The sequence below is a fragment of the Myxococcus sp. AB036A genome (assembly GCF_006547355.1).
GTDB lineage: Bacteria > Myxococcota > Myxococcia > Myxococcales > Myxococcaceae > Myxococcus > Myxococcus virescens.
In genome coordinates this window covers 39,375-52,788 of the sequence record NZ_VHLC01000041.1, presented here as the reverse complement: position 1 = coordinate 52,788, position 13,414 = coordinate 39,375, and the positions used below count along the sequence as shown (strand labels likewise).

11 protein-coding genes are annotated in these 13,414 nt (G+C 69.6%); 5 read left to right on the top strand and 6 right to left on the bottom strand.

The window, feature by feature from the left end; all coding sequences use genetic code 11:
* The first annotated feature begins 48 nt into the window (after positions 1–48).
* Positions 49–1,770 carry a PAS domain-containing sensor histidine kinase gene (locus tag FL344_RS18175; protein ID WP_368667439.1) on the top strand — a complete coding sequence of 574 codons (1,722 nt, stop codon included), beginning with the start codon at positions 49–51 and terminating at the stop codon, positions 1,768–1,770.
* Here FL344_RS18175 and FL344_RS18170 read toward each other — a convergent pair.
* Entirely contained in the window at positions 1,739–3,859 is a 2,121-nt protein-coding gene (locus FL344_RS18170; RefSeq protein ID WP_141619416.1) for an ATP-binding domain-containing protein, read from the bottom strand. The genes FL344_RS18175 and FL344_RS18170 overlap by 32 nt on opposite strands.
* Positions 3,860–3,951: 92 nt before the next feature.
* On the opposite strand from FL344_RS18170, the gene FL344_RS18165 reads away from it, so the two are divergent.
* Positions 3,952–4,866 carry a fused MFS/spermidine synthase gene (locus tag FL344_RS18165; protein WP_141619415.1) on the top strand — a complete coding sequence of 305 codons (915 nt, stop codon included), beginning with the start codon at positions 3,952–3,954 and terminating at the stop codon, positions 4,864–4,866.
* A 46-nt stretch (positions 4,867–4,912) separates the two neighbouring features.
* Here the strand turns inward: FL344_RS18165 and FL344_RS18160 are convergent, their stop codons facing one another.
* Positions 4,913–5,848, bottom strand: coding sequence for a LysR family transcriptional regulator (locus FL344_RS18160; protein WP_141619414.1), 936 nt, complete (start codon positions 5,846–5,848; stop codon positions 4,913–4,915).
* 197 nt (positions 5,849–6,045) lie between these two features.
* Between FL344_RS18160 and FL344_RS18155 the strand changes: the two genes are divergently transcribed.
* Positions 6,046–6,606, top strand: coding sequence for a sugar O-acetyltransferase (locus tag FL344_RS18155; RefSeq protein ID WP_141619413.1), 561 nt, complete (start codon positions 6,046–6,048; stop codon positions 6,604–6,606).
* A 45-nt stretch (positions 6,607–6,651) separates the two neighbouring features.
* Here FL344_RS18155 and FL344_RS18150 read toward each other — a convergent pair whose 3' ends face one another.
* The gene (locus FL344_RS18150) at positions 6,652–7,044 is read right to left on the bottom strand and encodes a LysM peptidoglycan-binding domain-containing protein (protein ID WP_141591872.1); all 393 of its coding nucleotides are present in this window, start codon (positions 7,042–7,044) and stop codon (positions 6,652–6,654) included.
* A gap of 225 nt (positions 7,045–7,269) precedes the next feature.
* Positions 7,270–7,521, bottom strand: a complete 252-nt coding sequence (locus FL344_RS18145; protein WP_228565154.1) for a hypothetical protein — start codon at positions 7,519–7,521, stop codon at positions 7,270–7,272.
* 272 nt (positions 7,522–7,793) lie between these two features.
* On the opposite strand from FL344_RS18145, the gene FL344_RS18140 reads away from it, so the two are divergent.
* Both FL344_RS18140 and FL344_RS18135 read left to right on the top strand, forming a co-directional pair.
* Positions 7,794–10,544 (top strand): pitrilysin family protein, encoded by a 2,751-nt coding sequence (locus tag FL344_RS18140; RefSeq protein ID WP_141619412.1) that lies wholly within the window; start codon positions 7,794–7,796, stop codon positions 10,542–10,544.
* 113 nt (positions 10,545–10,657) lie between these two features.
* A complete protein-coding gene (locus FL344_RS18135; protein ID WP_141619411.1) occupies positions 10,658–11,530 on the top strand; it encodes a neutral zinc metallopeptidase in 873 nt (290 codons plus the stop codon).
* A gap of 22 nt (positions 11,531–11,552) precedes the next feature.
* Here FL344_RS18135 and FL344_RS18130 read toward each other — a convergent pair whose 3' ends face one another.
* Both FL344_RS18130 and FL344_RS18125 read right to left on the bottom strand, forming a co-directional pair.
* A complete protein-coding gene (locus FL344_RS18130) occupies positions 11,553–12,539 on the bottom strand; it encodes a cation diffusion facilitator family transporter (RefSeq protein ID WP_141619410.1) in 987 nt (328 codons plus the stop codon).
* Positions 12,536–13,258, bottom strand: a complete 723-nt coding sequence (locus FL344_RS18125; RefSeq protein WP_194858478.1) for an ABC transporter substrate-binding protein — start codon at positions 13,256–13,258, stop codon at positions 12,536–12,538. The genes FL344_RS18130 and FL344_RS18125 overlap by 4 nt, the downstream gene beginning before the upstream one ends.
* Between the last annotated feature and the right edge of the window lie 156 nt (positions 13,259–13,414).

Sequence of the window (13,414 nt, the reverse complement as noted above, 5' to 3'; positions counted from 1 at the left end):
CTGCCTTGCAGATTTCCGGCGCGTGACAGTGGGGTGGGCGCGGCGGAAATGTTAAGCGGCAGGTACATCGCCTTGGCCCGTTCTCACACCGACCGCGTGGACTCACTCTCGACCGGACAGGACCCTGGTGGCGCCAGCCACGGCGGGTCGGACGCCAGCGGGCTGGATACCGCCCTGCTGGACCAGATGCCGGAAGCGGTCGTGGTCTGCTCGCTGGACGCGGTCTGTGTCCATGTGAATCCCTCCCTGGAGCGGCACCTGGGCCGGCCGCGCCAGGAGCTGCTCGGCCGGAGGCTCTGGGAGCTGCACCCGGAGTGGGCGGAGCGTTCCTTCCAGGAGCGCTTCCTCCAGGTGGCCCGGACGGGCGAATCCGACGAGTTCGAATGCCACACAGAGCCCCAGGACCGCTGGTTCGTGAAACGGCTGTTTCGCGTCCATGAGCGGGTCGTCCTGTTCTCGCGAGACATCAGCGCGGAGAAGAAGCAGGAGGCGACGCTTCGGGCCCTCTACGACGAGATGCGCCGGGCGCAGCGGCACGCGGCCTTCCTGGCCCAGGCCAGCGAGGTGCTGGCGTCGTCCCTGGAGCACGACCTCATCCTGCAGCGCATGGCCCACCTCGCCGTTCCCGTCCTGGGAGACGCGTGCTCGGTGGACCTCCCCATGCCGGACGGGCAGGTGCGCCGCGCCGCCGTCGCCTTCTCCAAGCCGGAGATGGTGGCGCCCGCGCAGGACTTCCTGGCGCGCTATCCCATCCGCCTGGAGGACGCGGCGGGAATCGGCAAGGTGCTGCGTACCGGCGTCACCGAGTTCATCCCGGACTTTCCCGCCATGCTCGCCGCCGCCCAGGGGGGCAGCTCGGCGTACCGGCGGGCCGTGGAGGCGCTGGGCATCAGCGCGTACATCATCGTTCCGCTCATCAGCCGGGGCCGGGTGCTGGGGGCGCTCACGCTGCTCAATTCGGAGTCCCGGCGCAGGTACACGGAGGCGGACGTGCGGCTGGCGGAAGACCTGGCCCGCCGCGCCGCCACCTCGCTGGACAACGGCCGGCTCTACACGGAGGCGCAGGAGGCCGTGCGCGCCCGGGACTCGTTCCTGTCCGTGGCGTCTCACGAGCTCAACACGCCGCTGACCTCGCTCATGCTCAACATCCAGGCGTTGCGGCGCGACATGGACCCGCGCGCCAGCAATGGCCCCGCGCCACCGGAGGCGCTCTCCACGAAGGTGGTGGCGGTGCAGCGGCAGGTCTCCCGCCTGTCGAGCCTGGTGCGCGAGCTGCTGGACGTGTCTCGCATCACCGCGGGGCGGCTGCGGCTGGAGCGCGAGGACCTGGACCTGGCCGCGCTCACCCGCGAGGTGGTGCCCCGCTTCACCGAGGACCTGGCGCGCGCGGGCTGTGCGCTGCACCTGGATGCGGAGGGCGCCGCCACCGGCCATTGGGACCGGCTGCGGCTGGAGCAGGTGCTGCAGAACCTGCTCTCCAACGCCATCAAGTACGGCCGGGGCCGCCCCATTGAAGTGCGGGTGGGGGCGGATGCGTCGCGCGCCTGGTTGTCGGTGAAGGACCAGGGCATGGGCATTCCGCCGGAGGGGCGCGCGCGTCTCTTCCAGCGCTTCGAGCGGCTGGCCAGCGAGCGGCACTACGGCGGACTGGGGCTGGGCCTGTGGATCGTGAAGCAGATTGTGGACGCCATGGAGGGGCGCATCCTCGTGGAGAGCGTGCCCGGCCAGGGCTCCACCTTCACCGTGGAGCTGCCGCGCCACCCGGCGTGACCAGGTGCGAGCGGACGCCGGAGGACACCACCCACAGTTGATGGGAGGTGCGCGTCACCGCCACGTGCAGGCGGCGGCGTGACTCGTCGTCCACCGGGTAGGCCCGCGCCGTCACGTCCGGGAGGATGACGTAGTCGAACTCCAGGCCCTTCACGCTGCCCACGTCGGTGACGTCCACGCCGGGCTCGAAGGTGAACTCGCCGTCGCTCACCAGCCGCGCCCAGGGCTGGTCGGAGACGACGCGGTAGATGGCCTTCGCGGACTCGGGGCTGCTGGCGATGACGCCCACGGAGGCGTGGGGCTCGCGGGCCACGAGGTCCCGGAGCGCCTCGCCGATGAAGAGCTGCGCCTGGGCCTCGTCGGGGAAGTGGTGGAAGCCCACCGGAGCGCCCGCGCGGCCGGTGGCGGCGGCCTCCGGGGCCTGCGCGCCCAGCACCTGCCGCGCCAGCTCCACCACGGGCTGGGGGCACCGGTAGGAGACCTGAAGCCGGCAGGTGGCGGCGTCGCGGATGTTGAGCTCGTTGAGGACGGCGGGCCAGCCCGCGAAGCCCGCGTCCGTCTGCTGCATCTCGTCGCCGGCCAGCGTGCAGCTCTTGCCCTTGCCCAGCAGTTGGCGGACGGCGAAGAGCTCGAAGAGGGAGAAGTCCTCGGCCTCGTCCAGCACCACGTGCGCCAGCCGCTCCAGGCCCAGCGAGGTGTGCTGGGCCTTGAGGAACATCAGGACGGGCAGGTCGTCCAGGTCCACCGTGCCGGCCATGGCGTCCGGCGTGTCGTCCTCGATGGAGCGCCCATCCACGGTGATGAGCCGCTCCGCGTCGGTGATGTGTTTGAGCGCCTTGGACAGCGGCGTGGCGAGCTGGAGGCGCGTGTGCTCCAGCGTCTCGTCGATGGCGGTGCGAGGAATCTCGCCCTTGGCGGCGGTGACCACGCTCTCCAGGAAGTGCCGGTCCATGTACGCGTCCGCCATCCGCGTGCGCAGCCGCTCCAGCGTGGTGCCCGCGTCTGTCTTTGGCACGCCCACCCGGGCGGCCAACGCGCGCCGCAGGGTGGGGTGGCGCTTGAGGCGGGACACCAGCGGCGGCGTGTCATTCCACAGCTTGATGCCGGGCACGTTGAAGGCGGAGCGCGCGGCGGCGAGCAACCAGGCATCCCGCGTCTGCACGGCCACGTTGCCCAGGCCCAGCGGCGCCAGCAGCCGGCGGGACAGCCGCGCCAGCCCTTCTTCCGGGACGATGAGCTTCATGCGGGCCTGCGGGAACGTCTTCGGGTCGTCGAAGGCCAGCTTCGCCAGCCGGTGCAACGCCACGGTCGTCTTTCCACTGCCCGCGCTGCCCAGCACCAGCAGCGGCCGGTCCGGGCCGGTGCTGACGGCCTCGTACTGCTCGGCGTCCAACATGGCGGTGACGCCAAAGGCATCCTCGATGCGCCGCGCGCCCTTGCCGGTGCCCAGGAACTCCGGCCGCGCCGCCGTCCCCGCGCCGCCCGACTGGAGCGTGGCGAAGTCGCGGTTCACGCTGCGCCATGTGCTGTCCGCCAGGCGCTCCAGCACCAGCGCGCCGGAGATGATGCGCGTCAACACGCCGCGCTCGATGATGACCAGCCGGCGCGTCTCCACGCTGCCCTCGGCGAGCCGCTCACCGAAGTACTCCTCGTAGTCGTCGCCTTCCTCGTAGCAATAGAAGACACGGGCCACGGGAGCGAAGCGCCAGTCGATGACGCGCACACCAGCGCCCACGTCCGCGAACGTGGTGCGGCCCAGCAGGTAGTCGCGCGGGCCGCCTTCGCCATTGAGGCGCAGGTGCGCGAAGTAGGGGGCCTGTGGGTCGGGAAGCTTCACTCCCTCCTGACGTTCCAGGAGGGCGCGCATCTGGTTCATCTGCGCGAAGATGTGCGGCAGGTCGGCCACGGCAGCGGTGGAGGCGTCGTCCCGCAGCACCTGCAACTGGGCGACAAGTCCCTGGGCGTCCTGTCCGCGTGCGGACTTGCGCCGCGCGGCTTCCAGCGTGGACTGAACACGGGCCAGCAAGGCCTCTTCCTCGGCGATGATGGCGCGGGCATGGTCCGGCAGCGACGCCTCGACGTGGCTCATGCGCGGCAAGGTGAACCTCGGCGCCGTATGCGTCAACCTGTTGTTTTTCCTGAGAGAAATGCTGTCTTTTTGGTACTCTGTACCGGAAAGGGATGGACATGCGCGGTGTGACCCAGCGGCTGCTGCTGGTGGGGCTGGTGTTCCTGGCATGTACGGCCTCCGCGTCCCGCAAGGTCCTGTACGAGAAGGAATCGCCCTACACCCTCATCTCGGTGACGGAGGACGAGGAGGGGCGCCGGTACCTGGGCTTCGATGCCTCGGGGGCGCTGCAGAGCGTGGTCCGGCCGGGCAAGCCGCTGGACCTGGTGCTGCCCTACACGCAGGTCTCCATGGTGGGGCTGGCCTACGTGCCCGCGCCCAAGCGCATCCTCATCGTGGGGCTGGGGGGCGGGGCCATGCCCATGTTCCTGCGCAAGGTGGTGCCGCGAGCGCACATCGACGTGGTGGACATCGATCCGGATGTGGTGACGGTGGCCAGGCGCTACTTCGGCTTCCGGGAGGACACGCACCTGCGCGCGCACGTCGGAGACGGCCGGCGCTTCATCGAAGCCGAGCGGCCCGCGTATGATCTCATCTTCCTGGATGCCTATGGCCCGGACAGCATCCCCGAGCACCTGGCCACGCAGGAGTTCCTGGCGGCGGTGCGAGCGAAGCTGAGCCCCCAGGGCGCGGTGGTGGGCAACGTGTGGGCCTTTCCGCCCAACCGTCACTACGACGCCATGGTGCACACGTGGCAGGTGGCCTTCACGCAGTTGTATGAGTTCATCGTGCCGCAGAGTTCGAACCGCATCCTGGTGGGCGTGGGGTACGAGGAGAAGGTGGCCGCCAAGACACTGGAAGCGCGCGCGGAGAAGCTGGAGCGCACCCGGGGCGTGCCGTTCGACTTGAGCGGGCTGGTGGACCGGGGCTACACGGACGCGACGGAGCGGCATCTGCGAGGCAAGGTGCTGAAGGACGCGGACCTGCCGAAGCCCGAGCCTGTGACGACGCCGGCGCAGGTCCGCTGAGCGCTTGTAGGGGGCTCGGACCTGCCTCACATCGACGTGTCTGTCTTCAGCGGTCCGTCCATGGAGGGGACCACGCCTTGGGATGCCGATAGCGGTCCTTCCGGGCGTCGAGGAAGGCGCGGAGCTTCGTGAGCGCGGGGTGCGCGTTGTCGCTACGCCAGACCAGGGAATGTGGGTACACGAGCATCGGGTTGCGGATGGGGAGGCGGCGGAGGTTGTACTCGGCCGGCCACACCAGCCGGATGTGTTCACCGACCAGGGTGGCCAGGCTCGAGGAGCCGGCAATCACCTCCAGGAGCGCATCGATGCCGAAGTCGGGGCCGAGCGTGTCGATGGTGAGCCCGAATCTCGCGGCGAGCTCGTCGTAATAGGCGGCCCACTCTGTTCCTGGGACGATGAAGGGCATCCAGACCTTGTGCTTCGCGAGCTCGGCCGGCGTCAGCGAAGTCGCTGTGGCGAGCCTGTGCGTATCGCTCGTGAGGAGCTCCACGGCGTCGTCGAGAACCCGGGTCGCCACGACGCCGTCGGTCAGTTGCTGCGCGGGCCGGGTGATGGCGCGAAACGTCGCGTCAATCGTCCCAGCCCGCACAGCGGCCAACGCGGTCTTCGCGTCGAAGAGATGCGTGACGACGTCGATTTCGATTTCAGGATGGGCGCTGTGGAAGTCCCGAAGGATGCGTGCGCTCCCGAGGTTCGGCTTGACCACGTCGACACGGAGCCGGCGGCGGCCAGGGCGCACGGAATCGGCTGCCCGCTCCGCCGCTTCGAGGAGGCTGCGAGCGTGAGGCAGGAACACCTGCCCGTCGATGGTGAGCTGAACGCCGCGTGGCGTCCGGACGAACAGCCGGGCCCCGAGGCTGGCTTCGAGCGCGGCGATGCGCTTCGAGACGGCTTGCTGAGTCAGTGACAGCCTTGATGCCGCCTCTTGGAACTGTCCCGTGTCGGCGACGGCAATGAAGGTCCGCACCCCATCGAAATCCACGCTGCCCCGCCTCCGTTGCTCCAGTGTCGTCAGGGGAGGGTACCGCACGGGATAGGAGGGTGCCAGGGAACGGCACAACCCGCGGTTGTGTCTCAGGGGATATCAAGTTGTTTGATGTCTCAGTGATGCACTGGCTAGGGTTCTATTCAACGGCACGCACGCTTCAATGGCTGCCGTAATTCCAGGAGAACCGTTCCATGCATGGCGAGAAGCCATTCCTTCCCCGGGAGGTGCTGATTGGCACCCCTGAATCAGAGGTCATGTTCAGCAACATCCGGCGAGCGATGCGCCTGACCGCGGAATTGAACAAGCGCACCTTCGATGATGCCGAGGAGATCAGGGCGCATTTCAGTGAGCTGACCGGCAGGAATGTCGACAGCTCGTTTTCACTCATCCCGCCGTTCTATACCGACCATGGCGTCAACATCCGCGTCGGGCGGAATGTGTTCATCAACCAGTGCTGCACGTTGATGGACATCGGCGGTATCGACATCGCTGACGACGTCATGATTGGCCCGAAGGTGAACCTCATCACGTCGAGTCATCCCCTGGAGCCCGCCCTGCGGCGTGCTTCCGCGGTCGCGAAGCCCATCGTGCTCCAGCGGAATGTCTGGATTGCGGCGGCCGTCACGATATTGCCGGGCGTGACTGTGGGCGAAAACTCGGTGGTGGGCGCAGGAGCGGTGGTGACCGAGGATGTGGCGCCGAACAGCTTCGTGGCGGGCGTCCCCGCCCGGCTGGTGCGACACCTGACTTGAGGGGCCACGGGGGCACGTCTCGGTGCCCCCTGGCCTCGCTCGATGTCAGGCGTTGGCGATGGACTTGGGCGGCAGCTTCAGCACCTGCCCGACCTTGATCTTGTCCGGGTCCTTGAGCTGGTCCTTGTTGGCCTCGAAAATCTTCGGGTACAGCTTCATGTCCCCGTAGATGTCCTTGGCCAGCTTGCTCAGCGTGTCGCCTGACTTGACGGTGTACAGGCCGTACGGCGTCTCGTGCGTGACGGTGAGCATGACCATGACCTCGTTCTGCCAGTTCGGATGTCTGGCCTTGATCTGGTCCCACATCCGGTCCCGGTCCCAGGCGTAGTCCACCGTCCCCTTGATGATGAGCTTGCCGTTCTCCTCGCGCGACTCGACCCTGGCGCCCACGTTCTTCGCCACGTCGAGCACGTCCTGGTAATCATTCTGCAAGGCCATGGTTGCTCCCTTTCGCCTGCGCACGCCGGAACGGGCGTGGTGCTGGGCGGGGCGCAATGTAGCCGCCTGCCCCGACGTGTCTGTCGCGCCTCGATGTCTCTGGGCGCGCGGATGGCGAGCGGTCAACAGAGTCCGTCCCGCGCCTGTCTCAGATAGACGGCGGGCGGAGGGAGAGGCGCTCCTCCCGCCCCGCGCGTCAGCGCCATGGGTTCGGCGCGCGCGCCGTCACGGACAGTATTGCAGCGCGCACTCGTGCCGCTGGTCGATGCAGACCTGCGTCTCCTCGGGGTCCCCAAGGGCCTGACGAATGCATGCGGTGTAGGTGGTATGGCAGTCTTCACAGGTGGTCAGCGCCTGGACTTCGGCTCCGTGTGCCTCGTCCGTGCTGGCGGGGTCCTCCAGTCCCGGGTCCATGCCGCCACAGCCTGTCCCCATGAAGACCGTGGCCAGCGCCACGCCCATCCACGTAGCTCGCATGATGCCTCCCCCGTCGCGAAGACGGTCCTGTTGCGTTGTGGATTGCCAGAATTGCGGAGGTGCCTGGATGTGGCAATCGCGCCTGGAAGTCCCGGCGCTTGGCCTGTCTTCCCGCGGATGGTATGAGCATTCCGTCCGTCTGGCCTTGAGTCCAGGGCCAGCGCGGTTCGTGCACGGTCTTCGCCTCATCGCTGTCGAGATTCACTTCCGCTCGGGGGAGGCGGTGGGGAATGCCCCAGCGCGCCGCTCCCGGGTTCGTCCTTGGAGCTTGGATGTTTCGCCCGCGTATCTCCCTCCCTTCCGTCTGGCGGCCCCGTGCCGCCGTCGTTGCCCTGACGCTGCTGCTGAGCGCGTGCGCCACGCTGCCCCAGCGTGGGCAGATCGTCATGCGCGACGTGGCCTTCCCGTTGCGGGACTTCCGCTTCCCCTCGGGGCTCCGCGTGGTGGTGGAGCAGGATGCCCGCTCTCCCGTGGTGGCGGTGGTCGCGGTGGTGGGCGCGGGGGGCTCCAGTGACCCAGGCGGCAAGGAGGGCCTGGCGCACGTCGTGGAGCACCTGGCGTTCCGTTCCCGCCACGCGGGGAGTCCGTCGGTGTGGCGGCGCCTGGAGGCGTCGGGCGCGGGCTTCTACAACGCCTCCACCAGTCTGGATTACACGTCCTACGAGACGCTGGGCCCGAAGGAGGCCCTGCCCGTTCTCCTGAAGCTGGAAGGCCAGCGCCTGGCCGCGCCGCTCGCGGGCGTGAGCCCGGAGGTGTTCGCAGTCGAGCGCGAGGTGGTCCGCAACGAGCTCCGCCAGCGCAACGAGACGGGCTACGTGGGACAGGTCTTCAGCTGGTTGAACGCCGCGGCCTTCCCCGGTGGACACCCCTACGCGCGTCCTCTCGCCGGGACGCATGAGTCGCTGTCCGCGCTCAGCCTGTCGGATGCGCAGCGCTTCGCCCGGGCGCACTACCGTCCAGACAACGTCACGCTGGTCATCGCCGGTGACGTGGACCTGGCGGCCGTGGAGGCCACGCTTCGGGCAAACCTGCCCGAGGCCTGGGTGGGGACAGGCGCACCCCTGGCGCTGGAGGCGCGTCTGCCCGCGCAGCCCGCGGCCCCGGCCACCACGCCCGCCCAGAAGTCGGTGCCCGTCTTCACCGCCGCCGTGCCCACGCCGGAGGTATATCTGTCCTGGGTGCTGCCGCGCGGCTTCGACGAGTCCAGCGCGGTCCAGGACTTCGTGCGTGCCACCTTCGGCCAGAACCTCTGGGGCGCGGTGCGCAACGACGGCGACATCGCGGACATCTCCACCAACCTGATTCCGGGGACGCGCGCCTCGCTGCTGGTGGTGCGGGTGCGGCTCAGCCGGGGCGACGACCCGACGCGCTCGGCGGGGAAGGTGTTGGACCAGGTGCAGAACGCGTGGGTCCAGGAGATTCAGCCCGGCTCCGTGCTGGGCCGCGAGTTCGACTTCCAGGCGACGCGCCGGCAGGTGGTGACGGGCATGGTGCTGGAGTCAGAGGACCTCATGTCCCGCACCGAGCGCCGGGCGTTGCTCACCCACTTCACGCAGGACGTGCGCTCCTACACCCGCTCGCAGGTGGCGCTGATGGGGCTCGGCGGCGGCAAGGTGACGGACTTCTCCTACCAGTGGCTGCAGCGGGACCGGGTGCGAATGATTGTCGTCCGTCCCGGTGAGGTGCCGGGCGCGGCGACGGCGGCCGCCACGCTGTCCGCGGACGAGGAGCCCTGGACCACGCCCGCCGAGCAGGTGACGCCGTCCATGACGGCAGCGCTCGATTCGCCCGTGCAGGTGCTCAAGCTGGACAATGGCATGGAGGTGCTGCTCGCTCCGCGTCCGGGCCTCCCGGTGGTCCGCATCGGCGCGGCGCTGGGCGGCGGTTCGTCCTACGGCGCGAAGTCGGGGGTGGCGGACCTGGCCAACTGGGGCTCCTTCCGGGAGTCCTGGTTCGAGGGCCGCCCCAGTGACTGGGGCCTGCACTCGACCTCGTCGTTCCAGCGCGACCACCTGCGCGTCGGCATCTCCGGCACGGCCGGCAACGTCGGCAACATGCTGGCGATGCTGGCCGAGCAGCTCGACTCCACGCGGACCTCCGAGGACGTGGTGCGCTTCTACCGCGAGCAGGTGCTGCCCTGGCGCCAGGCGGTGGACTCGAATCCGGAGTTCCTGGCCGAGCGTCACCTCCAGAAGGCGCTGTATGGCACGCATCCCTTTGCGCGCGCCGCCACCGGCGCGGACCTGGCCCAGGTGTCCTGGACGGAAGCCGATGCATGGCTGAAGGACGTGTATCGCCCGGCCAATACGGTGGTCGTCATCGCCGGCGAGTTCGACGTGAAGGAAGTGGAGGGGCTGGCGCGCAAGTACCTCGGCGGTTGGAGCCGGGGGAAGGCGGCGCCCGTCGTCACGCCGGCCGCGCCGGAGCTGCCGGCGGCGTCTTCGGAGGCGACGGTCCTGCTCTCGCCGCGTCCTGGCGCGAGCCAGGCACAGGTGCAACTGGCCTGCCGGCTGCCCACGGCCACGCCCGAAGCAGAGGCGCGCTACGCGTTGATGGCGGAGCTGATTCACAATCACGCCTGGGGGGAGATGCGCTCGCGCCGGGGGGCGACGTACGGCTTCTCCGCGCGGCCCTGGCTGGGGCGCGGCGGCGCGGCCCACCTGGTGCTGGAGGGCGCGGTGGATGTGCAGCGCATGGGTGAAAGCATCAGCACCGTGACCCAACTGCTCTCGTCCTTCGGGAAGGAAGTGCCCGAGCACGCGCTGGAGCGGGCTCGCAGGGGGATGCTGGCGTCCCAGGCCGTCTCCTTCATCAGCTCGGAAGCCTGGGTGAACGCGCTGCTGACCGCGCGCGTCCGGGGCTTCGAGCCGGACACGGTGACGCGCCGGCCCGCGCTGCTCCAGACGGTGACGGCCGAGTCCCTTCGGAAGGAGTTCGAGGGCTGCTCTCAGCGGCTCGTTGTCTCCATCACCGCGGATGAGGGCAAGGCGCGGCCCGTCATCCAGGCCATGTCCCAGCCGTAGCCCACCCCGGCCCCCTGCCTGCTGGCCGTCCCGCCTGGCAGGGGCTGTCATCCACCTGCGTGTCCCTGGCTGCTTATCTTGAGGCCGCCAGGGACCAGCCAGGGGGGCGCCGCATGCGGTGGCAGGGTGGACGTCGCAGCTCGAATGTCGAGGACCGGCGGGGCAGTGGCCTGGGCCGCCCGCTGGCGCTGGGGGGCGGCGCGGCCTCCATCGTCGTGGCGCTGCTGGTGCTGCTGCTCGGAGGAGACCCTTCCGAGCTCGGGCTGGGCGGAGGCGAGGACCCTCGGAGCGTGGACGGCACGGGCGGTTCGGGCCAGCGCCTGGACCCCCGGCAGGAAGAGCTCAAGGACTTCGTGTCCGTCGTGCTCGCGGACACGGAGGACACCTGGCCGGAAGTGCTCGCGCCCGTGGGCGTGCAATACGCGCAGCCCCGGCTGGTGCTCTTCACGGACGCGGTGCAGTCCGCATGCGGCTTCCAGGAGAGCGCGGTGGGGCCTTTCTACTGTCCACCGGACCGGCGCGTGTACCTGGACCTCGGCTTCTTCGACGAACTGGACCGGCGCTTCGGCGCGCCCGGTGACTTCGCGCAAGCCTATGTCGTGGCGCACGAGGTGGGGCACCACGTGCAGAACCTCCTGGGCATCTCGAGACAGGTACAGTCGCTGCGCGGACGCCTGTCCTCGGAAGAGGCCAATGCCCTGTCCGTCCTCCAGGAGCTGCAGGCGGACTGCTTCGCCGGCATCTGGGCCCACCATGCCCAGCGTCAGCGGCAGTTGCTGGAGTCGGGGGACGTCGAGGAAGGACTGGCCGCGGCGAGCGCCATTGGTGATGACACCTTGCAGCGGCGGGCCCAGGGCTACGTCGTCCCGGAGTCCTTCACCCACGGCTCGTCCGAGCAGCGCGTCACCTGGTTCCGGCGTGGGCTGGAGCAGGGCACGCTCGAGGCCTGTGACACCTTCGGCGACGCGGGCGTCGGAACGCGCTGACGGTGTGCCCGCGGGGCCCGGGTCAGCCGAGCCGGTCCACCGGTACCAGCATCACGTCGCGCAGGCGCCAGTCCAGGCGCTTGAGGTCCTCGGCGGCGTTGCCCAGCCGGGTGACGAGCTCCGGTCCCCGCTCCTTCGGCACCAGGCGCACGTCCGCGCAGAAGACGTGTCCGTCCTCGCGCACGCGCACCTGCGCGGCCTCCACCCAGTCCAGGCCGCACAGGGCCTCGTGAATGCGGCGCGGCAGCGGCTCGGCGTGCTTCGAGTCGAGCGTGCGCGGCGCGCGGTCCATCAAGTCACCCAGCGCGGTGCGCAGGTGCCGCTGTCCGTCCCAGGCGATGTCCAGCGCGATGACCCCCGCCGCCACCGCGTCCGCCCACCACCAGCCCATGCCGATGCCCAGCACGCCCAACATGGCGGCGACCGCGGTGAGCCAGTCCGCCTTGTTCATCAGCGCGTCGGCGTGAAGCACCTTGTCGTGGAGCGACTCCGCCAGTGGCAGCTTCGCCCGTCCCAGCAAGACGGACGGAATCGCCGACCACAGCAGGGCCGCCAGCATCAGCCAGCCCATCCACACGGTGTGGCCGAACAACTGCGTGGTACCGATGGACGGGTATTCGGTGCGCACCAGCTTGAGCACGGACTCCACGAACAGCCACATCCCCATGAAGAGCAGCGCCACCGAGCCCACCAGGTACGCAACGGTGACGGCGCGGTGGTAGCCATAGGGGTACTCGGCGGAGGGCTTCCGGTGCGCCACCCGGCTGCCCACCAGGAAGGAGATGGGCGGAATGAGGCTGAGCAGGTCCTCCAGCCACGCCGCCTTCATGGCCTGGGACGCGCCCAGCGTGAGGTAGATGATGACGATGGCCGACGCCAGGTACGCCAGTGACCAGGCCTCCAGCCGCTGCGCGCGCTTGAGGGCGCGGTGCTTGTCGTCAGGCAAGTCTTTCGGGTCCACCGGGCCGCGCGCATGTCCGGTGCGTTGCCGTCGTTGGCGCCAGCTCATCGCCGGTCCTCCTCGGAGGTCGTGGGTGTCTCACCGGCTCTGGCGGAGGCGAGGAGGCGCCGCCGGATGGGCTCCGCGTGGTCGAGGACGAAGCGGTCCACGGTGAGCAGCCAGCGGTTTTCGCCCGCGGGCACCACCCAGATGCGCTGCTCCTCGCGGAGCACGTCTTCGCCAGCGGCGTATCCCCATCCATCGAGCTGCCAGTCCCAGGCGGCCCGAAGGCCCGGGGCTTCATGCAGCCGCTCCACCTCGCGAACCCGGGCGCCCCAGGCCTGAAGCTGCGGCCCGGCGTCACTGCCCGGCGCCACGGAGACGGAAGCACCCTCCAGGGACTCCGGAACGGTCTGCCCCGGCGGCGCGCCCACACGCATCCGGGTGGTGAGGTAGGGCTGTCCCGCGCCCAGCTGCTTCACCCAGGGGGACTTCGCGGTGATTCCTCCGACGACCACGTCCACCGCTCGCTCCTCCAGGGCGTGCATCAGCTCGGCTTCCGGGGCCACCGTCCAGGACACGCGCGCCCCCAGTTGTTCGGCGAGCTTCGCCACCGCCTCGGCTTCAGGCCCCGTGGGCTTGCCGTCCTGGAGGCCCGTCCAGGGCTCATGGCGCACGAGCCCCGCGCGCAGCACGCCATCTCGGACGATGCGCTCCTGCGTCCCGTGGGTATCCCGGGGAAGGCCACAGGCCCCCAGGAGCAGGGCCAGCCAACCGAACAGCAACACTCCGACACGCCTTTCACCGCGCACCGTCTGAGCCTCCCTTCGGTCCGTGAATCGCACCGGGAACGGTAGGCACGCGGCGGATGAGGCGCTACGCGCCCCGACCGCTCCTCGGAGTCACGGCGAAGAGGGGACCGCCTGCCTGCTCGCGGGCCCGGG